Origin of the sequence: Noviherbaspirillum saxi (assembly GCF_003591035.1) — a bacterium.
GTDB lineage: Bacteria > Pseudomonadota > Gammaproteobacteria > Burkholderiales > Burkholderiaceae_D > Noviherbaspirillum > Noviherbaspirillum saxi.
The window spans coordinates 1225835-1247865 of the sequence record NZ_QYUO01000003.1; the positions used below are offsets into that span (position 1 = coordinate 1225835).

General features: G+C 60.6%; 21 protein-coding genes. 13 read left to right on the forward strand and 8 right to left on the reverse strand.

The genetic code is table 11. The annotated features are described in order from the left end of the window. Window positions 1-64 precede the first annotated feature (64 nt). From D3871_RS28645 to D3871_RS28655, 4 genes are all read right to left on the reverse strand, one after another. Window positions 65-2551, reverse strand: a complete 2487-nt coding sequence (locus D3871_RS28645) for a hypothetical protein (protein WP_119772505.1) — start codon at window positions 2549-2551, stop codon at window positions 65-67. 125 nt (window positions 2552-2676) lie between these two features. Continuing rightward, complete coding sequence (locus D3871_RS28650) at window positions 2677-5163, reverse strand: hypothetical protein (protein ID WP_119772507.1); 2487 nt, start codon at window positions 5161-5163, stop codon at window positions 2677-2679. Between the two features lie 214 nt (window positions 5164-5377). Beyond that, on the reverse strand, window positions 5378-5545 hold the full coding sequence (locus D3871_RS31895) for a hypothetical protein (RefSeq protein WP_158598112.1): 168 nt from the start codon (window positions 5543-5545) through the stop codon (window positions 5378-5380). Window positions 5546-5664: 119 nt separating this feature from the next. After that, window positions 5665-6471, reverse strand: a complete 807-nt coding sequence (locus tag D3871_RS28655) for a helix-turn-helix domain-containing protein (RefSeq protein WP_119772509.1) — start codon at window positions 6469-6471, stop codon at window positions 5665-5667. 164 nt (window positions 6472-6635) lie between these two features. Here D3871_RS28655 and D3871_RS28660 point away from each other — a divergent pair, with 164 nt between their 5' ends. From D3871_RS28660 to D3871_RS28670, 3 genes are all read left to right on the forward strand, one after another. Continuing rightward, window positions 6636-8357, forward strand: coding sequence for an N-acyl-D-amino-acid deacylase family protein (locus D3871_RS28660; RefSeq protein WP_119772510.1), 1722 nt, complete (start codon window positions 6636-6638; stop codon window positions 8355-8357). Window positions 8358-8453: 96 nt separating this feature from the next. Then, window positions 8454-9425, forward strand: a complete 972-nt coding sequence (locus D3871_RS28665; protein WP_119772512.1) for an aromatic ring-hydroxylating oxygenase subunit alpha — start codon at window positions 8454-8456, stop codon at window positions 9423-9425. A gap of 64 nt (window positions 9426-9489) precedes the next feature. Then, window positions 9490-10854, forward strand: a complete 1365-nt coding sequence (locus tag D3871_RS28670; RefSeq protein ID WP_119772513.1) for a DUF1329 domain-containing protein — start codon at window positions 9490-9492, stop codon at window positions 10852-10854. A 76-nt stretch (window positions 10855-10930) separates the two neighbouring features. On the opposite strand, the gene D3871_RS28675 is transcribed toward D3871_RS28670, so the two are convergent. After that, entirely contained in the window at window positions 10931-11698 is a 768-nt protein-coding gene (locus tag D3871_RS28675; protein ID WP_119772515.1) for an SDR family oxidoreductase, read from the reverse strand. A gap of 168 nt (window positions 11699-11866) precedes the next feature. Continuing rightward, window positions 11867-12931 carry a helix-turn-helix domain-containing protein gene (locus D3871_RS28680; protein WP_233575853.1) on the reverse strand — a complete coding sequence of 355 codons (1065 nt, stop codon included), beginning with the start codon at window positions 12929-12931 and terminating at the stop codon, window positions 11867-11869. A gap of 75 nt (window positions 12932-13006) precedes the next feature. Between D3871_RS28680 and D3871_RS28685 the strand changes: the two genes are divergently transcribed. The 8 genes from D3871_RS28685 to D3871_RS28720 all read left to right on the forward strand — a co-directional run bounded on the left by D3871_RS28685 (window position 13007) and on the right by D3871_RS28720 (window position 19236). Continuing rightward, the gene (locus D3871_RS28685) at window positions 13007-13357 is read left to right on the forward strand and encodes a hypothetical protein (protein WP_119772517.1); all 351 of its coding nucleotides are present in this window, start codon (window positions 13007-13009) and stop codon (window positions 13355-13357) included. After that, window positions 13350-13937, forward strand: coding sequence for a Dabb family protein (locus D3871_RS28690; protein WP_119772518.1), 588 nt, complete (start codon window positions 13350-13352; stop codon window positions 13935-13937). The genes D3871_RS28685 and D3871_RS28690 overlap by 8 nt, the downstream gene beginning before the upstream one ends. Before the next feature lie 129 nt (window positions 13938-14066). Next, a complete protein-coding gene (locus D3871_RS28695) occupies window positions 14067-15050 on the forward strand; it encodes a quinone oxidoreductase family protein (RefSeq protein ID WP_119772520.1) in 984 nt (327 codons plus the stop codon). A gap of 222 nt (window positions 15051-15272) precedes the next feature. Continuing rightward, window positions 15273-15860: a nuclear transport factor 2 family protein gene (locus D3871_RS28700; RefSeq protein WP_119772522.1), complete on the forward strand. Its 588-nt coding sequence runs from the start codon at window positions 15273-15275 to the stop codon at window positions 15858-15860. Window positions 15861-15978: 118 nt separating this feature from the next. Continuing rightward, complete coding sequence (locus tag D3871_RS28705; protein WP_119772524.1) at window positions 15979-16818, forward strand: alpha/beta fold hydrolase; 840 nt, start codon at window positions 15979-15981, stop codon at window positions 16816-16818. Continuing rightward, window positions 16815-18005 carry an LLM class flavin-dependent oxidoreductase gene (locus tag D3871_RS28710; RefSeq protein WP_119772526.1) on the forward strand — a complete coding sequence of 397 codons (1191 nt, stop codon included), beginning with the start codon at window positions 16815-16817 and terminating at the stop codon, window positions 18003-18005. Before D3871_RS28705 ends, D3871_RS28710 begins: the two co-directional genes overlap by 4 nt. Window position 18006: 1 nt before the next feature. Further along, on the forward strand, window positions 18007-18792 hold the full coding sequence (locus D3871_RS28715; RefSeq protein WP_119772528.1) for an SDR family NAD(P)-dependent oxidoreductase: 786 nt from the start codon (window positions 18007-18009) through the stop codon (window positions 18790-18792). Window positions 18793-18816: 24 nt separating this feature from the next. Further along, entirely contained in the window at window positions 18817-19236 is a 420-nt protein-coding gene (locus D3871_RS28720; RefSeq protein ID WP_158598113.1) for a nuclear transport factor 2 family protein, read from the forward strand. Window positions 19237-19258: 22 nt separating this feature from the next. Here the strand turns inward: D3871_RS28720 and D3871_RS30455 are convergent, their stop codons facing one another. Then, on the reverse strand, window positions 19259-19429 hold the full coding sequence (locus D3871_RS30455) for a hypothetical protein (protein WP_158598114.1): 171 nt from the start codon (window positions 19427-19429) through the stop codon (window positions 19259-19261). A gap of 128 nt (window positions 19430-19557) precedes the next feature. Between D3871_RS30455 and D3871_RS28725 the strand changes: the two genes are divergently transcribed. Further along, the gene (locus tag D3871_RS28725; RefSeq protein WP_119772532.1) at window positions 19558-19836 is read left to right on the forward strand and encodes a hypothetical protein; all 279 of its coding nucleotides are present in this window, start codon (window positions 19558-19560) and stop codon (window positions 19834-19836) included. A 108-nt stretch (window positions 19837-19944) separates the two neighbouring features. Here D3871_RS28725 and D3871_RS28730 read toward each other — a convergent pair whose 3' ends face one another. Then, window positions 19945-20628 (reverse strand): MarR family winged helix-turn-helix transcriptional regulator, encoded by a 684-nt coding sequence (locus D3871_RS28730; protein ID WP_158598115.1) that lies wholly within the window; start codon window positions 20626-20628, stop codon window positions 19945-19947. 177 nt (window positions 20629-20805) lie between these two features. On the opposite strand from D3871_RS28730, the gene D3871_RS28735 reads away from it, so the two are divergent. Continuing rightward, window positions 20806-22029: an ABC transporter substrate-binding protein gene (locus D3871_RS28735; RefSeq protein WP_119772536.1), complete on the forward strand. Its 1224-nt coding sequence runs from the start codon at window positions 20806-20808 to the stop codon at window positions 22027-22029. Window positions 22030-22031 lie beyond the last annotated feature (2 nt).

A 22031-nucleotide genomic window follows, 5' to 3' on the forward strand; every position in this document is an offset into this window, starting at 1 on the left:
GTTGGCATACACTTTTTTCAGCCGACCTCCACGTGCGCAAACGGTTCCCTCCGGTGCGAGCCTGCTATTTCATGCCACCTTTCCAACGCAGATGGCTTTCCGTTGCGCCCGACAGGCGCGCCAGCTGCTCGATGCTAAGCCGTTCGCCATCGACCATCGCCCCGGCCTCGCCCCGTTGGCTGGCCGCGTGCAGCCGCCGCGCGTAAGCCATGTGGTTCTCCCCTTCTCGGCGCGGATATGCCAATCGGATAGGTTCCAGTTCCGGCGGCAGCCCCTGCAGCTGCGGATCCAGGCGCAGATTGGCTTCCGTTGCGCCCGACAGGCGCGCCAGCTGCTCGATGCTAAGCCGTTCGCCATCGACCATCGCCCCGGCCTCGCCCCGTTGGCCGGCCGCGTGCAGCCGCCGCGCGTAAGCTATGTTGTTCTCCCCTCCTCGGCGCGGATATGCCAATCGGATAGGTTCCAGTTCCGGCGGCAGTCCCTGCAGCTGCGGATCCTGGCGCAGACTGGCTTCCGTTGCGCCCGACAGGCGTGCCAGCTGCTCGATGCTAAGCCGTTCGCCATCGACCATCGCCCCGGCCTCGCCCCGTTGGCCGGCCTCGTGCAGCCGCCGCGCGTAAGCTATGTGGTTCTCCCCTTCTCGGCGCGGATATGCCAATCGGATAGGTTCCAGTTCCGGCGGCAGTCCCTGCAGCTGCGGATCCAGGCGCAGACTGGCTTCCGTTGCGCCCGACAGGCGTGCCAGCTGCTCGATGCTAAGCCGTTCGCCATCGACCATCGCCCCGGCCTCGCCCCGTTGGCCGGCCGCGTGCAGCCGCCGCGCGTAAGCTATGTTCATCTCCCCTCCTCGGCGCGGATATGCCAATCGGATAGGTTCCAGTTCCGGCGGCAGTCCCTGCAGCTGCGGATCCTGGCGCAGCTTGGTTTCCGTTGCGCCCGACAGGCGCGCCAGCTGCTTGATGCTAAGCCGTTCGCCATCGACCATCGCCCCGGCCTCGCCCCGTTGGCCGGCCTCGTGCAGCCGCCGTGCGTAAGCCATGTTCTTCTCCCCTCCTCGGCGCGGATATGCCAATCGGATAGGCTCCAGTTCCGGCGGCAGTCCCTGCAGCTGCGGATCCAGGCGCAGATGGCTTTCCGTTGCGCCCGACAGGCGCGCCAGCTGCTCGATGCTAAGCCGTTCGCCATCGACCATCGCCCCGGCCTCGCCCCGTTGGCCGGCCGCGTGCAGCCGCCGCGCGTAAGCCATGTTGTTCTCCCCTTCTCGGCGCGGATATGCCAATCGGATAGGTTCCAGTTCCGGCGGCAGTCCCTGCAGCTGCGGATCCTGGTGCAGATGGCCTTCCGTTGCGCCCGACAGGCGCGCCAGCTGCTCGATGCTAAGCCGTTCGCCATCGACCATCGCCCCGGCCTCGCCCCGTTGGCCGGCCGCGTGCAGCCGCTGCGCGTAAGCTATGTTCTTCTCCCCTCCTCGGCGCGGATATGCCAATCGGATAGGTTCCAGTTCCGGCGGCAGTCCCTGCAGCTGCGGATCCAGGCGCAGATTGGCTTCCGTTGCGCCCGACAGGCGCGCCAGCTGCTTGATGCTAAGCCGTTCGCCATCGACCATCGCCCCGGCCTCGCCCCGTTGGCCGGCCGCGTGCAGCCGCCGCGCGTAAGCCATGTTGTTCTCCCCCTTGGGGCGCGGATACGCCAACCAAATACGCTGCCGTTCCTGTTTCGTCAGCACGGGAACACCATCGCCGTTGCCCGCCCACTCTGCACCGACAACGCTACGATCGGTGCGATCGCGCAGCCTGCTGCGCTGGTTCAAAAATTGTTCCGCAGAGCCTGAGCTGCTGCATTGTGCACCTCTCGGCTCCGGCAGCGTTGAAAGAACCGCATGGCCCGGCAGGCTGGACGCATCGAACATGGGCTCGTCTCCCACCTCCTCCTCTGCAACCCAGGGTGCCTTGCGCTTGCGTGATGCAGTCGTCTCTGCCTGCATGACGGCATCCGCCCCGATGGGCTGGTCGCCGGTAGCGGCGTCAACTTGCGGGGATTCGAAGCGGAGGACCTTCTCTTTCTCGAGTGCGCTGATGTGGCAGAAGCGCACAACGCCAGCAGCATCAATGCCTAAGTCCACCGAACACTGCGACGGCATCTGCACCATCCTGCCAATGAGCTCAGGGAGAGTGACAAGGTAGGTGATGCGCCTTCCCTCTTGGCCGTTCCCTTGAGGCACGCCAGAGCCTGTAGGCGCGGCTTTGAGCACTCTTTGCAGCAGTAGCAGATCTGCGGTGGACAGTGCGCCGTCCATGCCTTGGCGGGATAACCCCTCCCGAGGCATGGACGGCGACACCGCACCGTATGCGGTGCGCTGGAGATGCTGGATTACCGGCGGACCCATGCCGCTCCCTCCCGTCTGCGGCCAGTCGAAATCTGGTATCGCAGAGATACTGACGGTGCTCTGGCTGACAGGCCAATGTCGTATCTGTGCCAGGACGCCAGGTACGGCTGGCGCTGCCGCGGCAGTGATGTCGGATTGCTTTGGCGAGCGGATAATGGGAACCATGGTGATATTCAAATTGTGTGAAGGAAAACGTGAATGGGATGCGCCGGCATGCCGTTTCGAGCGAAGCCGTTCCGCGTGCTTATGTGGTTCCACGTGCGCAAACGGTTCCCTCCGGTGCGAGCCTGCTATTTCAGGCCACCTTTCCAACGCAGCTTGGTTTCCGTTGCGCCCGACAGGCGCGCCAGCTGCTCGATGCTAAGCCGTTCGCCATCGACCATCGCCCCGGCCTCGCCCCGTTGGCCGGCCGCGTGCAGCCGCCGCGCGTAAGCCATGTTCTTCTCCCCTCCTCGGCGCGGATATGCCAATCGGATAGGTTCCAGTTCCGGCGGCAGTCCCTGCAGCTGCGGATCCTGGTGCAGACTGGCTTCCGTTGCGCCCGACAGGCGTGCCAGCTGCTCGATGCTAAGCCGTTCGCCATCGACCATCGCCCCGGCCTCGCCCCGTTGGCCGGCCGCGTGCAGCCGCCGCGCGTAAGCCATGTTGTTCTCCCCCTTGGGGCGCGGATATGCCAATCGGATAGGTTCCAGTTCCGGCGGCAGCCCCTGCAGCTGCGGATCCAGGCGCAGATTGGCTTCCATTGCGCCCGACAGGCGTGCCAGCTGCTCGATGCTAAGCCGTTCGCCATCGACCATCGCCCCGGCCTCGCCCCGTTGGCCGGCCGCGTGCAGCCGCCGCGCGTAAGCCATGTTCTTCTCCCCTCCTCGGCGCGGATATGCCAATCGGATAGGCTCCAGTTCCGGCGGCAGTCCCTGCAGCTGCGGATCCAGGCGCAGATTGGCTTCCGTTGCGCCCGACAGGCGCGCCAGCTGCTCGATGCTAAGCCGTTCGCCATCGACCATTGCCCCGGCCTCGCCCCGTTGGCCGGCCTCGTGCAGCCGCCGCGCGTAAGCTATGTGGTTCTCCCCTCCTCGGTGCGGATATGCCAATCGGATAGGTTCCAGTTCCGGCGGCAGTCCCTGCAGCTGCGGATCCAGGCGCAGATTGGCTTCCATTGCGCCCGACAGGCGCGCCAGCTGCTCGATGCTAAGCCGTTCGCCATCGACCATCGCCCCGGCCTCGCCCCGTTGGCCGGCCTCGTGCAGCCGCCGCGCGTAAGCTATGTGGTTCTCCCCTCCTCGGCGCGGATATGCCAATCGGATAGGTTCCAGTTCCGGCGGCAGTCCCTGCAGCTGCGGATCCTGGCGCAGATGGCTTTCCGTTGCGCCCGACAGGCGTGCCAGCTGCTCGATGCTAAGCCGTTCGCCATCGACCATCGCCCCGGCCTCGCCCCGTTGGCCGGCCGCGTGCAGCCGCCGCGCGTAAGCTATGTGGTTCTCCCCTCCTCGGCGCGGATATGCCAATCGGATAGGTTCCAGTTCCGGCGGCAGTCCCTGCAGCTGCGGATCCTGGCGCAGACTGGCTTCCGTTGCGCCCGACAGGCGCGCCAGCTGCTCGATGCTAAGCCGTTCGCCATCGACCATCGCCCCGGCCTCGCCCCGTTGGCCGGCCGCGTGCAGCCGCCGCGCGTAAGCCATGTGGTTCTCCCCTTCTCGGCGCGGATATGCCAATCGGATAGGTTCCAGTTCCGGCGGCAGCCCCTGCAGCTGCGGATCCAGGCGCAGATTGGCTTCCGTTGCGCCCGACAGGCGTGCCAGCTGCTCGATGCTAAGCCGTTCGCCATCGACCATCGCCCCGGCCTCGCCCCGTTGGCCGGCCGCGTGCAGCCGCCGCGCGTAAGCCATGTTCTTCTCCCCCTTGGGGCGCGGATACGCCAACCAAATACGCTGCCGTTCCTGTCTCGTCAGCACGGGAACACCATCGCCGTTGCCCGCCCACTCTGCACCGACAACGCTACGATCGGTGCGATCGCGCAGCCTGCTGCGCTGGTTCAAAAATTGTTCCGCAGAGCCTGAGCTGCTGCATTGTGTACCTCTCGGCTCCGGCAGCGTTGAAAGAACCGCATGGCCCGGCAGACTGGACGCATCGAACATGGGCTCGTCTCCCACCTCCTCCTCTGCAACCCAGGGTGCCTTGCGCTTGCGTGATGCAGTCGTCTCTGCCTGCATGACGGCATCCGCCCCGATGGGCTGGTCGCCGGTAGCGGCGTCAACTTGCGGGGATTCGAAGCGGAGGACCTTCTCTTCCTGGAGTGCGCTGATGTGGCAGAAGCGCACAACGCCAGCAGCATCAATGCCTAAGTCCACCGAACACTGCGACGGCATCTGCACCATCCTGCCAATGAGCTCAGGGAGAGTGACAAGGTAGGTGATGCGCCTTCCCTCTTGGCCGTTCCCTTGAGGCACGCCAGAGCCTGTAGGCGCGGCTTTGAGCACTCTTTGCAGCAGTAGCAGATCTGCGGTGGGCAGTGCGCCGTCCATGCCTTGGCGGGATAACCCCTCCCGAGGCATGGACGGCGACACCGCACCGTATGCGGTGCGCTGGAGATGCTGGATTACCGGCGGACCCATGCCGCTCCCTCCCGTCTGCGGCCAGTCGAAATCTGGTATCGCAGAGATACTGACGGTGCTCTGGCTGACAGGCCAATGTCGTATCTGTGCCAGGACGCCAGGTACGGCTGGCGCTGCCGCGGCAGTGATGTCGGATTGCTTTGGCGAGCGGATAATGGGAACCATGGTGATATTCAAATTGTGTGAAGGAAAACGTGAATGGGATGCGCCGGCATGCCGTTTCGAGCGAAGCCGTTCCGCGTGCTTATGTGGTTCCACGTGCGCAAACGGTTCCCTCCGGTGCGTGAGATCGGTCGGAATTTGTGTATGCCAACACGGCGTCAAGCAGCGATCTTTTGTTGAAGGTATTACTGCATGAATGCTGCCGGCGACAGGTAGCTCAACCGTGCCTGCCGCCGCTGGCGATTGTAAAACCGGTCGATATACTCGACGATCTCGCACTAGGCCTGCCTTCAATCGCGTCCAGCTTCACATCGCTGGCGACCACTGGCAGCAGATCTTCCGGCGCCAAGTGGCCGGTCGGCACATGCAGATGCTGATCCCGCATGTGCGCTAGGCGAAGATGCGCTTTGCGTAAGTCCTATTAGGGCCTGTTGACATTCAGTTTGGCACTCCCAACCTGAATGTCAACAGGCCCTAGCCCGAACAGGGAAGGGTGTCGAACTACTAGGGCGTGTCATCAATTTGCGGAAACGAAACTCGTCCGTCCCTAACCGCCGTCCTCTTCGTCTTGGACGGCAAGCCGCGGAGATCGATCCGACCGGATGAAATCAACACCAGATACCAGGCCTTCTGGGCTGCCGAAGCGTGACGGTCCGCCTCGCCGAGCAGGCGGATGTTGCGCTGGAAGTCGCGAATCATGTCTTCCATGCGCGCCAGCGAAGACTCGGAAAGCTTGACCATCTCGGCGCCCCACGGCGCCTTGGACTGCAATGCATCGAGCGCGAAATAGCCGGCCTTGAGCCACTGGGCGAACTGGGTACGCATCGGTCCGTCCTTGCGCCATTCGATATCGCGCACCGTCAGCAATCGCACTTCGTTCCCCGGCAGCAGATCAATCAAGCGCAGTTTGTCGAGCCGGGTCAGGTAAACGATCAGTGCAGCAGGTTCCAAGCCCTGCTCGCGCCACAATTCGTCCGGCGACCAACCGCGCAGGATGATGGTGAAGATGAATACCAGGATCTGGTCTTGCGCGAGCGCCTGCTCTTGCTCGATGCTGAGCTGACGCAGGCGCGCGTCGGCGTCATGCGCGGCGAATTCGATCAGTTCGATCAGGCTCACATCGACAAATGCGCACAGGTCTTCGAGACGCTCCACGGTAATGCCCTTGCCCGCGAACCAGCGCTTGATGGTCGGCTCGCTCACTGCCAGCGTCCGCGCAATGTCGCGGTAGCCGATTCCCCTGGCACGCAACAGGCGCCTGAGCGAGTTCACCAGCAGCGGGAGTTGGCGGTCGCTTTTCTTTCGCATCATGTCTTTTCCGAGAGAGCGGCACCGTGAACTTGATGCCTGATTGCACTAAATTGCGTATTTGATCAGAATCGGATCATCAGATGATCCTTTTTTGAAAGATTACCAACAAAAAGAAATTCGCGCCACGATCGCCATGTACTACTAACGACAACGGAGGAAGACGCATGGCAGATATCTTGATTCGAGGCGGGACGGTGGTGGACGGCACGGGAACAGCGGGATTTCGCGCCGATGTGCGCTTGCGCGGCGACACGATCGCCGAGATCGGGCCCGACCTGCAGCACCGGAGCGAACGCATCGTCGATGCGGCCGGTTGCTATGTGACGCCCGGTTTCATCGAGGCCCATACCCATTACGACGGGACTATGTGGTGGCAGCCCGATCTCGATCCGCTACCCGGCTATGGCGTCACGACGACCGTCATGGGAAATTGCGGCTTCTCGGTAGCACCGGTGTCCGACGACCCGGCCGTGCGGATGGAAATGGTCAAGATATTTTCCTTTTTTGAAGATATTCCCAGCGAACCGTTCGTCAGTGAAGTCCGATGGGACTGGAAAACCTGGTCGGAATACAAGCATTCGCTGGCCAGCAAAGTCAAGGTGTCGGCCAATGTCGCCAGCTTCGTCGGGCATATCGCGTTGCGCCTGGCGGTGATGGGCGTGCAAGCCTGGGAGCGGGCCGCCACCGCGACGGAAATCGAGCGCATGGCGGCACTGCTTGAAGACGCGCTGCGAGCCGGCGCCTTGGGCCTGTCGTCCAACCTGCACGATCACGATGGCGATGACCGGCCGATACCGACGCTGATGGCCGACGACGCCGAATTCAAGGCGCTCATCGCGGTGCTGGACTGCTTTCCCGGCAGTTCGCTGCAAGTGATCGTCGACACCTTCATGCGCAAGACCGGCCCGCAAGCCACCGATCGGATCGCGCGCCTGTGTGAAGGGCACGCGGTGCGGGTGCAGTGGGCTGGCGTGCCGACGCTGCAGTTCCAGAAAGACATCCAGGCTCCGATGATCGAACAGCACGAGCGCTTCAAGCGCGAGGGACGCGACTTCTGGACCGGTTTCACCCATGTCTCTCCGACCTATACGCTGAGCGTGAACCGCTCGCTGATCTTTGCCCAGTCTAACGATTACGCTTGGCACGAGGTGGTGACAGCGGAAACCGAAGCCGCCAAGCTGGCGCTGTTGCGCGATCCGGAATGGCGCGCACGCGCCCGCCATTCCTGGGACCATGAGGCGTGGCGCCACTCGCCGATGGCGCGTCCGCAAGACCTGCTCCTGCTGAATTCCGACAATGGCGTCGGGCCAATCAAGCTGAGCGTGGCCGAGTATGCCGAACAACTCGGCGTGCATGCTTCGGATGCGATGGCGGAATGGCTGATCAAGAACGGCCTGCAATCCACCGTGCATCTGGCACCCTTCGCGATGGACGAAGAAATGGTGGTGCGCCTGCTAAAGGATCCATACACGGTCGGCAACATCAGCGATGCGGGCGCTCATGGCCAGATGCTTTGCGGCGGCGGTGAAAACATGGTGCTGTTTACCCACTATGTGCAGGAAACAGCAGCACTGACAGTGGAAGAAGCAGTGCATGTGCAGACCGGCAAGCTGGCGAAACATTTTTCGCTGCACGATCGCGGTGAAATCAAGGTGGGCAAGCGTGCCGATATCACTGTCTTCCATCTGGACGAAATCAAGCACCGTGAAATGAAGAAAGTGTTCGATGTGCCTGACGGGAATGGCGGCAATATCTGGCGCTGGACGCGCGACCCGGCCCCGGTCCGTCTGACGGTGGTCAACGGCATTCCGACCTTCGAGGGCGGCAAGTTCACCGGTGCATTTCCAGGGCAACTGATCGGACCGGTGTTGCAGAACGTCGAGTGATTGGACAGTTCCTTTCCTCGACATCCTTGACTACCCTCTCCCGCCTGCGGGAGAAGGGAGCCCTAGAACAACCTACGAATCAGGAGCTGCCGCATCATGTCAAGTATCCAACCCATCCCAATGAAATTTCGCGTGCCCGAAGTCGCTTTCCCCAAGGGCTGGTATTGCGTCGCCGATGTCCATGAGGTCAGCGCCGACAAGCTCAAACCCGTGAGTTACCTGAACCAGCAACTGATTGTGTATCGCACGCAGTCGGGTGCGGCCCAGGTGGCCGATGCCTATTGTCCGCATCTGGGCGCGCACCTCGCTTCACACGACGGCTGCATAGCGGACGGCGCGATTGTTTGCCCCTTCCATAAATGGAAATGGGATGGTGCTCAAGGCCATTGCACCGACATTCCGTACGCCGGCATACCGCAGTCGCGCAGCCTCAAGCTGACGCTGTACCCGACCCGAGAAGTCGACGGCATGGTGCTGATGTGGTATCACCCGCAGGGAGCGGCGCCGGATTTCGAGCCCTACGCGAGCACCGCGCTGCAGCGGGATAAATGGGTTTTGTTCGACACCAGGGTATGGACCAGCACCAGCCCCTATCGCGATATTTTCGAGAACCTGTTCGATACCGCGCACATCGTGCAACTACACGGCGCCAGCAAAATGCCGGTGATGCGCAGCATGGACTCCAAGCCGCATGGCTTGTTCGTCGACTACCAGATCGACCCGGACGCCGAGCAGTTCAGCATCAAGAATCTCGAAGTTCACTTCACCGGCGTCACCGCGCTCAACCAATTGTTCGAAGGCCGGGGATGGGCCACCAACTTCGTCATCTCCGCCACCCCGATCGATAACGAGAGCTTCTTGCAAACGATACGCCTGTACGTCAAGGATCTTGGCTCCAGGGAGATCAACGAACAGATCGGCAAGCCGTGGCTCGAGCGTTTCACATTCGAAGTCGAACAGGACTTCAAGGTGCTCAATTACAAAAAGCATCTGACCCAGCCCAAGCTGTGCGGCGGCGACGGGCCGATCTATCAATATCGTGAATACGCGCAGCAGTATTACGTCTGAGCCGGGGTGCAAATAAACGGATCGCGGACACATTACGGAATCGAGCCATGGAGGAGACAAATCGATGAATCGCAGAACACTCTATGTTGCACATGCCTGCGCAGTGAGCGCAGGATTCGGCACCCCGGCCCATGCCAGGGCAACTGCGCAGGAAGTGCAGTCGCTGGGTAATGAGCTGACCTGCATGGGGAGCGAAAAAGCGGGGAACAAGGAAGGCACGATCCCCGAATTCAGCGGCAAGTGGACCGGTGTGCCGCCGGGCGTCAACTACAAGGGAGCCGGCAATACCTATCCGGACCCCTATGCCCACGAGAAGCCGCTGTTCGTGATTACCGCCAAGAATATGCAAAGCTACGCGGACAAGCTCTCTGACGGACAGAAGGCGCTCTTCAACAAGTATCCGGACACTTTCCAGATGCCGGTTTATCCCACCCATCGCGATTTCGGCTACCTTGGCGCGGTGTGTGAACTGGCGAAAGAGAATGCCGCCCAGGCGGAACTGGAAGACAGCGGTGCGGGACTGCAAGCCATCAATGGCGCACCGCCGTTTCCGATTCCTAAGAATGGCTTGGAGCTGCTCTGGAATCATCAACTTGCGGGCTCGGTATATACCTATCGCGGCTTGCAGGATCAGGCGGTGGTTTATCCCAACGGCGAGATTGCCTGGGGCCGCGTACATTTCGAAGTTTTCCTGCCGGCTTTCGCGCCCAATACCAAGAGCAAGACGAATGGCATTTACGCGCACTTCAAAACCAAGATCCTCCTGCCCGAGCGGCAGAAAGGCGAGATCGTGGTCGGCAGCGAGCATTACAACCATCGGCAGACGCCGCGCATAGGCTATATCTACAACCCAGGTACGCGGCGGGTACGCCAGTTGCCTGCATACGGCTTCGATATGCCGCAGGGGCCGGGCGGCTTTCGCACCATCGATGACGACCGCCTGTTCAATGGCTCGCCCGAACGCTATGACTGGAAGATCCTGGGGAAAAAAGAAATGATCGTTCCCTGGAATGCCTATCGCATCCAACAGCCGAACGTAAAGTATGCCGATCTGCTCAAGCCGCATCACGTCAATCCCGACTACATGCGCTATGAACTGCGCCGGGTCTGGGTGCTGGAAGCCAAGTTGAAGGACGGCTTCCGGCATCAATATGCGCGTCGCGTGATGTATCTCGATGAGGATAGCTGGAACGGCATGATGGCGGACCACTACGACATGCGCGGCCAACTCTGGCGTGTCGCGATGGTGAATTATTTCTACGCCTACGATGCCGGCATCTACATCAACAGCACATCGATTTATCACGACCTGAATTCGGGTGCCTATATGACCGACAAGATGACCAATGGGCAGGCGCCTGTAATCAATGCCGGCGGCGTGACGCCGGTGAATTTCACACCTGATTCGGCGCGCATGGAAGGTTTGTAATCACGGCCGCCGCACACAAAAAACGCCCGGCCATGTGCCGGGCGGCGATTGTCTTTTTGAAAATTACTTATAGTATCTACGCTCCGGCAGCCGCCGCCAGAAACGCCGGCCGCTCGCCGCCACCGTCCATCACCAGGTTGCTCCCCGCCGCATACGCCGCCGCCGGCGAAGCCAGGAACAGGCATCCCGCAGCAATATCGGCCGGTGTTGCCAAACGGCCAAGCGGAATGGTCTTGGCGACGGCGTCGATGCCGGCCTCGTCGCCATAGTGCTCGCGCGCATCGTCGGTCAACACCAGACCCGGACTCAATGCCACGACGCGCACCTTGGGTGCCCACTCGATTGCGAGCGAGCGCACCAGGCTGAGCACGCCGGCCTTGGCGGCGCCGTAGGCGGCGGTGCCGGGTGAAGGACGCAATGCGCTGATGCTGCCGATGAACAGGATCACGCCGCCTTCCGCCTGCTTTTGCATCAATGCATTCGCGCGCTGCGCGAGGTCGAGCGGCGCCAGCAGGTTAAGCCGAATGATCGATTCATGAAAGCGCGGCGAGGCATCGGCCGCCAGCACCGGCGGACTACCGCCGGCGTTGTTGACGACGATGTCGAGCCGGCCGAAATCTGCGGCGATGCGCTCGACCATGCTCTTCACCTGTTCGGTGTCACGCACATCGACCGGCATGAACATGGCCTGGCGTTCCTCACTCTGCACCGGCTGCTCCGGTGCGCGCCGTCCGCAAACCACAACGTGGGCGCCACCCGCCAGAAACGCTTCGGCAATCGCGCGCCCGATGCCGCGCGTGCCGCCGGTCACCAGCACGACCTTGCCGGCAAAATCCCCGTACATATCGCTCTCCTGTCCTAAGAACTCATTTCATAATGAGTTCTAAAGCTGCATGGTAAGCAATGGACGTCCCGCGCACATAGTCTGAAGGGACGATGTGCGGCCAGATCAGGGAATTTCATGTATCAACAGCTCGGATACCCGCTGCAACAAAGGGCCATATTTGGTGGATTAGCTGGCCCGCCGCAGGGAGGTAGGCGCCTGCCCGGCCCAGCGCCGGAAGGCGCCACCGTTGCTGAAACCCAGCTGACCGGCGATTTCTTCCACCGTCATATCAGTCTGCCGCAGCAGCCGCTCCGCTGTCCGCCGCAAACAGTCATCACGCAAGCTTGAAAGCGAACTGCCCTCGGCTTGCAACTGCCGGCGCAGGCTGGATTCGCTGAGATTCAGCAACTCTGCCAGAACTGCGCCACTGGGCAGCGCCACGCGTTCAGCCAGTGCTGCCTCCAAATGGGCATTCACCCGTTGAGTCAGCGGCGCCATACCCGCCGGCCCTGCCATCACATCGAAGGGAAACCGCGCCAGAAACGCAGGCAGGTCCCGAGCCTGCCGTATCACCGGTCGAACCAGCAGCCTTGCATCGAAGGAGAACCCGCAAGACTTCTGCCCCATCACTACCGGCGCCTCAAACAAGCCCAGAAATGGCCCCGCGTCCTCGCGCCGGGGATGGGAAAGGAACACCTCCGTCGGACGCAAGGGCTCGCCGATCAGCCAGCCAAACAGCAACAGATACGAGTAAAGGCCGGTGATATCCACCAGGCATGCCGCAATGCTGTGGCGCCGACGCAGGGAGTTCATGCGAAACACCACTGTGTTCTGGCGCCGCTCCAGCGCCAGTTCGCCAGCCCGCGGATGCAGCATGGCGCAGAACTGCACCGCCAGCTTCACCGCCTCGTCCATGGTTCTCGCACTCAGCACGCAACGGCAGAGCAGATCCACTTCTGCGTGAGACATGGGCGGATGACCATCGCCACGAGCCACCCGCTCCTCGAGGGCGCCAATGGCCTCTCGATAGAGCTCGACGAAACCCACCGCAGACAATGTGCCGCTGGGATCCGCCTGACCCAGCTCCCGCAAGAGCCTCGCTGCAAGCGCGTCGGGCATTCCCCGCCTTGATGGCGATGGCTGCTGCTCACGTCTGGCCATCAGAAATCCTCCGTACTGAACGAACGGGTAGTGAGCCATGACCGGATTGATACTGTCAAGCGCGACTCGCGGCGCGTACAGTTCACGCATACCGCCAGGCTGCTCCGCTGGCGTCAACGCAAGAGAACCGGCCTCCAAGTTTGGCCATACATATACAGGTGATCGATGATCCAGTTGCTGGACGAAATCGTGGTGGCGCCAGACTCTCTCCCCGCCCTGCGCGCACTCCTTCATGAGCGCTATTTACCGGACGCCCGGGTACGCAATATGCGGCTCGCCGGCGAGTGGGTGTCGCCACCGGTGACAGTGGCCGGCGAACCCCACACTCTGTGGCTAGCCTGGCAGCTGCCAGACATCGGGACATGGTGGGCTATGCGCCAGCAAGCCAGCGTCGCCCCCGCCGTGGAAGCACTGTGGAAAGATGTGGATGCCATCTGCTTGCGCCGCGCTCGCCATGTGCAGATACCCGCCAGCAATGCGCCCGCCACTGTTGTGGAGGCTTCCTCCCATGCCTGAGACCGCCCAGCTCTATCTTGACGAAGGCGCCGATCGCGCTGCCTTTGAAGCCGCATTAAAGACGCTGCCCGGGGGCCATGCCGCCAACCTGCCGGGCTGCTGGGGCGCTGGTGAATACACCTGGGATTCCGCATCCGCTGTCAGTGCAAGGGCGAGTCTGGAAAGTCTGCCCGGTGTGTCCCGGGTGGACGCTGTGCGCTACACGCCAATTGGCGGTGGCTTACACGATCCGGACCTGGCTCAGGGTGTCAAGCGTACCTTGTTGCTGCGCGTATGGCCCCGCACGGACACCGCGCGTATTGAGCGCTTCGAGCAAGAGCTACTGCAAATGCCGCATTACATGGGGGGCATACGAAACTGGTCTCTGGGTCGCTGCGAACCCGGCAGCGCATGGACACACGTCTGGCAGCAGGAGTTTGCCGACGTGGCCGCTCTTTTCGGCGAATACCTGATGCATCCTTATCACTGGGCCTGGGTGGACCGCTGGTTCGATTCCGAGCACCCGGAGCGCATCGTGGACGGCGCTTTAAGCCATGCTTTTTGCCCCATGGCCGGGCCTGTACTGGCTTCCCTGACCTGAACCGGAGAACACCATGAACACACTGCCGGGCAAGGTCGCCCTGGTTCTCCCTGGCCCGGTCGCCCACGATCCCATCATTTACCAAGTGGGCGAGGACATGCCACTCGCCCAATAACCAGGAAGACTTACATGCGTGCCATCGTGATACACCGCTTCGGCGGGCCGGAAGAACTACAAATGGCGGAAGTACCCAGCCCCGAACCCGGCGCGGGAGAAGTGCTGATCCGGGTGATGTTTGCCGGCGTTAACCCGGCGGACTGGAAATGCCGGGAAGGCCGGCTACAGCATTATTTCAATTGTCAGTTTCCGTTCATCGTCGGCTTTGATGCGGCCGGTGTCGTGGAACGCGTGGGTAAGTCCATAACGGAGTACGCCGTGGGCGACACCGTACTTACCTCCTCCAACCAGGGCCGTGGTGATTGGGGAAGCTATGCAGAGTATGTGAAGTCCTCCACCGCCACCGTTGCTCCGCTGCCCAAGGGTATCGATTTCGCCCAAGGCGCTACCATTCCCACCGCCGGTGCCACCGCTTGGGGCGCCGTGCATGATGTGGGCGCGCTGAAAGCCGGGCAGAAGGTGCTGATCAATGGCGGCTCCAGCAGTGTGGGCATCTTCGCCATCCAGCTTGCCAAGGCGGCAGGTTGTGAGGTGACTGCCACCTGCGGGCCGGCCAATCAGGACTTCGTCAAGAGCCTCGGCGCGGATCACGTTATCAATTACCGCAGTGAGGATGTACTGAGGGAAGCTGTTGCCTGGGCGCCCGAGGGCGTGGATCTGTTGGTGGACGTCGTCGGCCTCGGCAGCCTGCCGGCAGATTCCACCCGGGTTATCCGCCCCGGTGGCGCCTTGGTCTCCATAGAGACCCTGATTCAGGATATCGCTGGCTTCGATGCCGCTCTGGCCAAGTCGCGCAACGTGCGCTTGCTCTCCAACATGGCTGTTGCGGCGCGCATTCCCGAGCACCTTCGCGGCGTGGTGGATGCAATAGCCCAGGGCAAAGTAAAAACGCCGCCTTATGAAATCCTGCCCCTGGAACAGGCCGGCGAGGCCCACCGCCGCGTGGCGGCCGGCCATGTACGTGGCAAGTTATTGCTGCGGGTTGGTGCGGAGTGAACGTAGGGACCGCGCAGAAACAAGTTCGCACATTTTGGCTGGCCCTATCCGGCGCGCTGCGGCGTTGCTCGTCGTCGCCATAGCTCGCTATGACTCCTCCTCGCGCCTTGCAGCGCATCCGGATAAGACCGCCAAAATGCACGAACTTATTCCTGCGCGGTCCCTTAGGAAAACATTCATCTTTATTACTGAAATGTCAACCAACTGAAGGGAATTATTGCAATGAACCATATGCTCAGACCACCGTTCCACCGATTCCTGCCGATTGCATCGATCGCCTCGCTGTGCGTCCTTGCATCCTGCGGCGGCGTCAACGCGGACCCGGTAAACATGTGCGGCAAGCCCAGCCTCGAAGACCGCGCAGAAATCCTCGACCTCATTGCGAGATATGGACCGTATATCGATTATCGCGAAGCCAAGCCGTGGGCATCGTTGTTCACGGAGGATGGTGAACTGAACTATCCGAAGTTCGGCGACACTACCGGTGCCCGGGAAGTCGTCAAGGGTCGCGATGCACTCGTGGCCTTTGCCTCGCAGAGTTCGGCACCTAACCTGGTATTTGCTCACTATCCCGGGCAGACGATTCTCGTTAGCGTCCGCACCGATCAGGTCAAGGCGCTCACCCCGGTAGCGACTGCGATGGTCAAAACCAACGCGCAACTGGCCGCCAACTACAACGGGTTGGGCGTCTATGAGGACGTGATCGTCAAGACTGCCAATGGTTGGCGCTTCCGGAGTCGCAGCGCCAACATCTACGCTGCTCTGCCGATGTCGCGGGATTTCCTGCCTTGCAATCCAGCGACGATGTAAACGGCGCCGCCATCACGCTGGATCAGGCAACGGGCGTCTCGCGCACATAGTCTGAAGAGACGATGCGCCGCCTTGGGTCGTTTGCAATGATGGTTCCATCAAAGGAGGGGCTGCTGATATGACCCAAAAATTTCCCATCCCGTTCGGGAAAGAGGCGACGCTGAAGAACGGTCTGAAAATCCACTACCACGAGGCCGGCGGCGGCGCGCCAGTGGTGTTCCTGCACGGCAGCGGGCCGGGCGCCAGCGGCTATAGCAATTTCAAGGGCAACTATCCGGAATTCGCCGAAGCGGGCTGGCGCACCATCGTGCCGGACTTGCCCGGCTACGGCCTGTCGTCGAAGCCGGAAGACGCCGAATACGTGCTCGATTTTTTCGTCGACGCGCTGCATCAGTTCCTGCAAGCGATCGGCGTCACGCGCTGCACGCTGGTCGGCAATTCGCTAGGCGGCGCGATCGCGATCAAGTACGCACTGGATTTTCCGGCTGACATCGCCGGCCTGATCCTGATGGCGCCGGGCGGCGTCGAAGAGCGCGAAACCTACTTCCAGATGGAAGGCATCCAGAAGATGGTGGCCTTGTTCGCCGGCCGCCAGCTCGACGCCCCCACGATGCGCGGCCTGATGTCGCTGCTGGTGCACGATCCTGCACTGCTCACAGATGCCTTGATCGCCGAACGCGTCGGCGTATGCGACACGCAGCCGACCACAGTGCTGTCGACCATGCGCGTACCCAACATGACCGAGCGCCTGCACGAACTGCCCTGCCCGGTGCTCGGCTTCTGGGGCACCGACGACAGGTTCAATCCGGTGTCGGGCGTGATGAAACTAATGCAGCACTGCCGCGATGCGCGCTTCCTGCTGGTCAACCGTTGCGGACACTGGGTGATGGTGGAGCACCGCGACACCTTCAACCGCATGTGTCTTGATTTCTTATCTGAATTAAAGGAACAACAATGAAGTTCTCCCTGATCTATGAAGCGCAGATGGTCGATACCTCGCGCGCCAATGAAGCCAAGGTTTTCCACGACACCATCGAGCAATGCTTGCTGGCGGAAGAACTCGGTTTCGACAATGTGTGGGCGGTCGAGCATACTTCGCTGACGCAGTATTCGCACATGTCGGCGCCGGAAACCTTCCTCGCCTTCCTCGCCGGCCGCACTACCCGTCTCGGCATCGGCCACGGCGTGGTCTGCCTGCCGCACAAGATGAACCATCCGATCAAGGTGGCCGAACGCATCGCCACGCTCGACATCCTGTCCAAGGGCCGTCTGCACTTCGGCATGGGCAAGGGCGGCACGCAGCAGGAAGCCGGCGCCTTCGGTGAACAGCTCGACAAGCTGCAACCGCAGATCGATGAGTCGATGGATATCATTCCGAAGATGTGGCGCGAAGGTGTTTTCGAGTACAAGAGCAAGACCACCGGTCTCGAGATTCCGCCGCGTCCGATCCATCCGAAGCCGTACCAGGATCCGCATCCGCCGATGTACATGGCGTGTACGCGGCATGAAACGCTGGTCACCGCCGGCAAGCGCGGACTCGGCGCGCTGGTACTCGGCTTTGGCGGACCGGAAGATATCCGCAAGAAGGTGCAAACCTATCATGACGCATTCGCCCATCGCGATATCAAGGAACAGGTCGGCGAGTTCGCAACGCGCCACGTCGCCGCACTATGCCCGGCCACCGTGCTCGACGATGCCGAACGCGCGCGCCGCGTCGGTGTACGCGGTCAACGCTTCTTTGCCGAGTCGCTCGCGCGCTGGTACCAGAACGGACCGGAACCGCAGGTCGACGATCTGGACGCCGAAGAAACCATCCACATCATGGACAAGTCGCGGCAGCAGGTCGAAGCCTATCTCGGTCAGGAAAAGATTTCGTACGGCACCGAAGCGACCGGCATGTACAACGCGGAGCATGCCTACGGCAGCGCCGAGCAATGCATCAATTACGTGCAGCAACTGATCGACGCCGGCGCCGACGAGATCCTGTTCCTGGTGCAGATGGGCACCGTCCCGGCCGAGATCCAGTTGGAGACCGTGCGCAATATCGGTACCAAGGTGATTCCGCATTTCCGTACGCAAGCCAACAAGGCTAAGATAGCTTCCGATAAGGCGGCCGCGTCGGTTGCCGTCAATGTGGAGGCATAACATGAAGCAAGTTTCACGTCTTTTTTCCCTGAATGGCAAGGTCGCCCTGATCACCGGCGGGGCGCGCGGCATTGGCGGCGCCACCGCGCAATTGCTGGCGGACGCCGGTGCCAAGGTGGCAGTGGTTGACCTGCTGGAAAACGAGGGAGTGGAATCGGTGCGCGAGATCGAGGCAGCCGGCGGCGCCGCGCGCTTCTGGAAGCTCGATGTCAGCGACGAAGCAGCGGTCGCGCGCGTGTTCGCCGAAGTCGAGGCGCATTTCGGCCGGCTCGACATCCTGATCAATAACGCCGGCATTGAAGGCGAAAACATCCCGACGCACCAGATGACGCTGGAACAATGGGAACGTGTGATGCGCATCAACGTGACCGGCACCTTCCTTTGCACCAAGCATGCCATCGCGGCCATGGAGCGCGCGGGCGGCGGCGCCATCGTCAACGTATCGTCGATGTATGGCGTGGTCGGCGGCCCTGATGTGCCGGCCTATCATGCATCGAAGGGTGCGGTACGTCTGATGGCAAAAACCGACGCACTGCTCTACGCGACCAAGAATATCCGCGCCAACTCCATCCATCCGGGCTTTATCCGCACGCCGATGGTGGAACATGCGCTGAGCAAGCTCGGCCCGCTCGAACATGTGATCGCCGGCATGGCGCAGCTCAACCCGGTGCAGCGCATCGGCGTGCCGGAAGATATCGCCGCCGGTATCCTGTACCTGGTGTCCGATGCCGGCCGTTATGTGACCGGTACGGAACTGATCATCGACGGCGGCTATACCGCGCGTTAAGCCTTCCTCCGAATGGGAAACTCAATGATCCAAACCATGATGAAGCAATTGCTCGGCACGATACGCGCAGACGTGTCGCCCGAGCAGGTAAAGGCCGCGGTAAACGGCTATCTGGACAGCTGGCGCGACAATGATGCCGAAGCACGCGGCGCATTGTTTGCCGACGATGCGGTATTCGAAGATCCGGTCGGTACCCCGCCTATCGTCGGCAAGGCGGCACTGTTCGCATTCTGGCAGCGCACGGCAGCGGTACCAACCCGGTTCGAGCCGACGCTGGAGCGCATTGTCGTCTGCGGCAATGAAGCATTGGTGGAGTTCACGCTGCGCATCAGCATCGAAGGCACGCCGAGCTGCACCATCCGTATCCTGGAAAACTTCAGGATCGACAAGCAAGGCAAGATCGCGCATCTGCGCGCATTCTGGGACGAGCACAGCGTCGCATAGCAGACCATTTCGAAAAGCCCGATCATGCACACCATCCCCCCGCTCCATTCGACCCGGTAAAGATCGGACCGATTGCATTGCGCAACCGGTTCATCAAATCCGGCGCGATGGAAGGCATGTGCATGAACGGCGCACCGACCGAGGCGCTAGGCTTGAATCGCATCGCGGCATCCGGCTGAGATCCGAGGTTCACTCCGCCGACTGTTGTCGAAAAAGATATAACGCAGATGAATGGGCAATATGGGTTGCAACCGATACTTTTATAACGACCTCAGCCCTACAATGACAGCGTAGTAATTCATTTTCGTTAGGAGGAATATCATGACTACGCTAACGATCGGTCCGTCCCGTTCCTATACCGAGAACGTTCGCCGTGCCGCGCAAGACCTGATCGATGCCCTTTTTGCCATCAACAAAAAGACGGTAGCGATTAAGGAAAAGAGCGCCCCGGCCCGATCATCCATGTCCGATGCCTATGCCGATGTCTTAGGCTTTCAGGACTCGGCCAAAACAACACGTCAACGCCAGCGTCGCGCAAGAAATTCGGCGCTGATTCCATATGCCCATTGGTCCGCAAGCTGGTACTCGGACAAGGAGTGATGCCCGTAAGGGGTGTAACGAAGCAAGATGGAAGGAGAGGGGCATCCTCCATTCCATTACGGTCGCCACTCCGCATACTCGTCGGCATGCCGCCCATACCAGTGACTATCAGCCGACTTTCCGATTACGGGAAGCCTGTGCGCGCTTGTTGCGCTCTTGTCGCATCTGCAGCATCTGATTCGTATTTGCAAAATCATCTAGCAACGAACTAAGCGTTGCCGACAGATGTTGAAAGTCTTTCCCGGAAAGATTCTGGAATAGATTGTCGTTGACGAACAATCGTTCCGGTTCGACATCGCGAATCCTGGTTTCGCCTTCTGGCGACAACCTGAGTAGCGTGCTGCGTGCATCATTGGGATTGGGCCGCTTTTCAACCAGCCCGATATTTTCCAACTTCCTTACTTCAGCTGTGATGAAAGCTCCAGTGACGTGCAAATACCGCGCAACGTCACTCACGCTGACCCCCTCTTCGCCCTGATTGCGGGCAATGATCATCAAAATATTGTATTGAGGCGAAGTAACGCCTACATGCGCTGCAAGGTAGGCGCGTGCAGTCTCGAGCTGGGTCGCCAGCACGGAAAAGTCATATAGAAACTGCCGGAATCGATGGTCGGTATTTCCTCCCTCATCAAGTAATTCCAGTTTTGAAGTGCTTGGCCTTAACTGGAATTTGCCATTGCTCTCCGCCACGACCGGTTGACGGATTGTGGAGAGTTCGTCAGTTTCTTCCAATTTCTTTGCAGAAACGACTTTCCTTGGACGAGTAGACGCAGTCGCTTTCTTTTGAGTCATAAAGTTCAAGCCAGAAGGCATAAAAAAAGAGTGTACCTCAAACTTACCTAATATTTTTACATAAGTAACTTATGTAATTTACTTGACTAAGTTTGTTTGTAGCTCTATTCTTCGATCATGAATTGAGCACAGCGATTCAGTTCCGGGGGAATTCCCTTTAATCATCGAGGAGACGTCATGATCAGGAAGAAAAAGCTCGCGTCAGCGCTCTTGTTGGCGCTCGCCGCAATCGCCCAGGGCACACTTGCCCAAAACACCGTATCAGGCAACGTCATCAAGATTGGTGTGTTGACCGATATGACGTCCCTGTTTTCGGATATCGGTGGAATGGGCTCAGTCACCGCCGCAAAGATGGCCGTTGAAGATTTTGGCGGCAAGGTCAAGGGTATGCCGATCGAGCTGGTATTTGCGGATCACCAGAATAAAACGGATGTAGCGGCCGGCAAGGCGCGTGAATGGTTTGATACGCAGAACGTCGACGCCGTCGTGGATCTGCTTCCTTCCTCGGTGGCGCTGGCGGTAGCAGAAGTCGCACGGCAAAAGGACAAGATTGCACTCGTTAGCGGCGCAGGTACGTCGCGACTGACCAACGAGAACTGCTCGCCTAATACCGTCCATTACACCTACGACACCTATGCGCTGGCGAGCAATACGGTCAATGCGCTGGCGAATCAGGCCAATGACTCCTGGTATTTCCTGACCGTCGACTATGCGCTTGGCGCTTCGCTGGAAAAGGATGCCACCGATGCGATCACGGCAAACAAGGGCAAGAAACTGGGCTCCATTCGCCATCCGACCAATGCGTCCGATGTCGCTTCCTACCTGTTACAGGCACAAGCGTCGGGTGCCAAGGTGATCGCACTTGCCAATGCTGGCGGCGACCTGGTCAGCATCATGAAGCAGGCGGATCAGTTCGGCCTGCTGAAGACAAAAAAGCAGACCATCGCCGGCCTGCATGTCTTCATCTCGGATGTGCACTCCATGGGTCTGCCGGTTGCCCAAGGCATGGTGCTGACCACGGGATTTTACTGGGATCTCAACGACCAGACCAGAAAGTGGTCTCATCGCTTCTTTGAGCGCCAGAAGAAGATGCCGACGATGAACCACGCTGGAATTTACTCATCGGTCATGCACTATCTGAAGGCGATTGAGAGCGCGGGAACGGACAATGCGGCCACAGTGATGGCCCGCATGAAGAGTACGCCCATCAATGACTTCTTTGCGCAAAACGGCCGCATCCGCGAAGACGGCCGAATGGTCCATGACATGTATCTCGTTGAAGTCAAGTCACCCCAAGAATCGAAAAAACCTTGGGACTACTACAAGGTCAAGGCCACCATTCCTGCCGATCAAGCATTCCTTCCGCTCTCCAAGAGCGTTTGTCCCCTCATCAAAAAATAGGA

Coding starts and splice junctions, on each gene's coding strand:
- D3871_RS28725 (WP_119772532.1), top strand. CDS start 19,558: ATGACTACGCTAACGATCGGTCCGTCCCGTTCCTATACCGAGAACGTT.
- D3871_RS28645 (WP_119772505.1), bottom strand. CDS start 2,551: ATGGTTCCCATTATCCGCTCGCCAAAGCAATCCGACATCACTGCCGCG.
- D3871_RS28680 (WP_233575853.1), bottom strand. CDS start 12,931: ATGCGTGAACTGTACGCGCCGCGAGTCGCGCTTGACAGTATCAATCCG.
- D3871_RS28730 (WP_158598115.1), bottom strand. CDS start 20,628: ATGACTCAAAAGAAAGCGACTGCGTCTACTCGTCCAAGGAAAGTCGTT.
- D3871_RS28710 (WP_119772526.1), top strand. CDS start 16,815: ATGAAGTTCTCCCTGATCTATGAAGCGCAGATGGTCGATACCTCGCGC.
- D3871_RS28655 (WP_119772509.1), bottom strand. CDS start 6,471: ATGATGCGAAAGAAAAGCGACCGCCAACTCCCGCTGCTGGTGAACTCG.
- D3871_RS28715 (WP_119772528.1), top strand. CDS start 18,007: ATGAAGCAAGTTTCACGTCTTTTTTCCCTGAATGGCAAGGTCGCCCTG.
- D3871_RS28660 (WP_119772510.1), top strand. CDS start 6,636: ATGGCAGATATCTTGATTCGAGGCGGGACGGTGGTGGACGGCACGGGA.
- D3871_RS28720 (WP_158598113.1), top strand. CDS start 18,817: ATGATCCAAACCATGATGAAGCAATTGCTCGGCACGATACGCGCAGAC.
- D3871_RS28650 (WP_119772507.1), bottom strand. CDS start 5,163: ATGGTTCCCATTATCCGCTCGCCAAAGCAATCCGACATCACTGCCGCG.
- D3871_RS28690 (WP_119772518.1), top strand. CDS start 13,350: ATGCCTGAGACCGCCCAGCTCTATCTTGACGAAGGCGCCGATCGCGCT.
- D3871_RS28705 (WP_119772524.1), top strand. CDS start 15,979: ATGACCCAAAAATTTCCCATCCCGTTCGGGAAAGAGGCGACGCTGAAG.
- D3871_RS28665 (WP_119772512.1), top strand. CDS start 8,454: ATGTCAAGTATCCAACCCATCCCAATGAAATTTCGCGTGCCCGAAGTC.
- D3871_RS28670 (WP_119772513.1), top strand. CDS start 9,490: ATGAATCGCAGAACACTCTATGTTGCACATGCCTGCGCAGTGAGCGCA.
- D3871_RS28735 (WP_119772536.1), top strand. CDS start 20,806: ATGATCAGGAAGAAAAAGCTCGCGTCAGCGCTCTTGTTGGCGCTCGCC.
- D3871_RS31895 (WP_158598112.1), bottom strand. CDS start 5,545: ATGCGGGATCAGCATCTGCATGTGCCGACCGGCCACTTGGCGCCGGAA.
- D3871_RS28695 (WP_119772520.1), top strand. CDS start 14,067: ATGCGTGCCATCGTGATACACCGCTTCGGCGGGCCGGAAGAACTACAA.
- D3871_RS28675 (WP_119772515.1), bottom strand. CDS start 11,698: ATGTACGGGGATTTTGCCGGCAAGGTCGTGCTGGTGACCGGCGGCACG.
- D3871_RS28700 (WP_119772522.1), top strand. CDS start 15,273: ATGAACCATATGCTCAGACCACCGTTCCACCGATTCCTGCCGATTGCA.
- D3871_RS28685 (WP_119772517.1), top strand. CDS start 13,007: ATGATCCAGTTGCTGGACGAAATCGTGGTGGCGCCAGACTCTCTCCCC.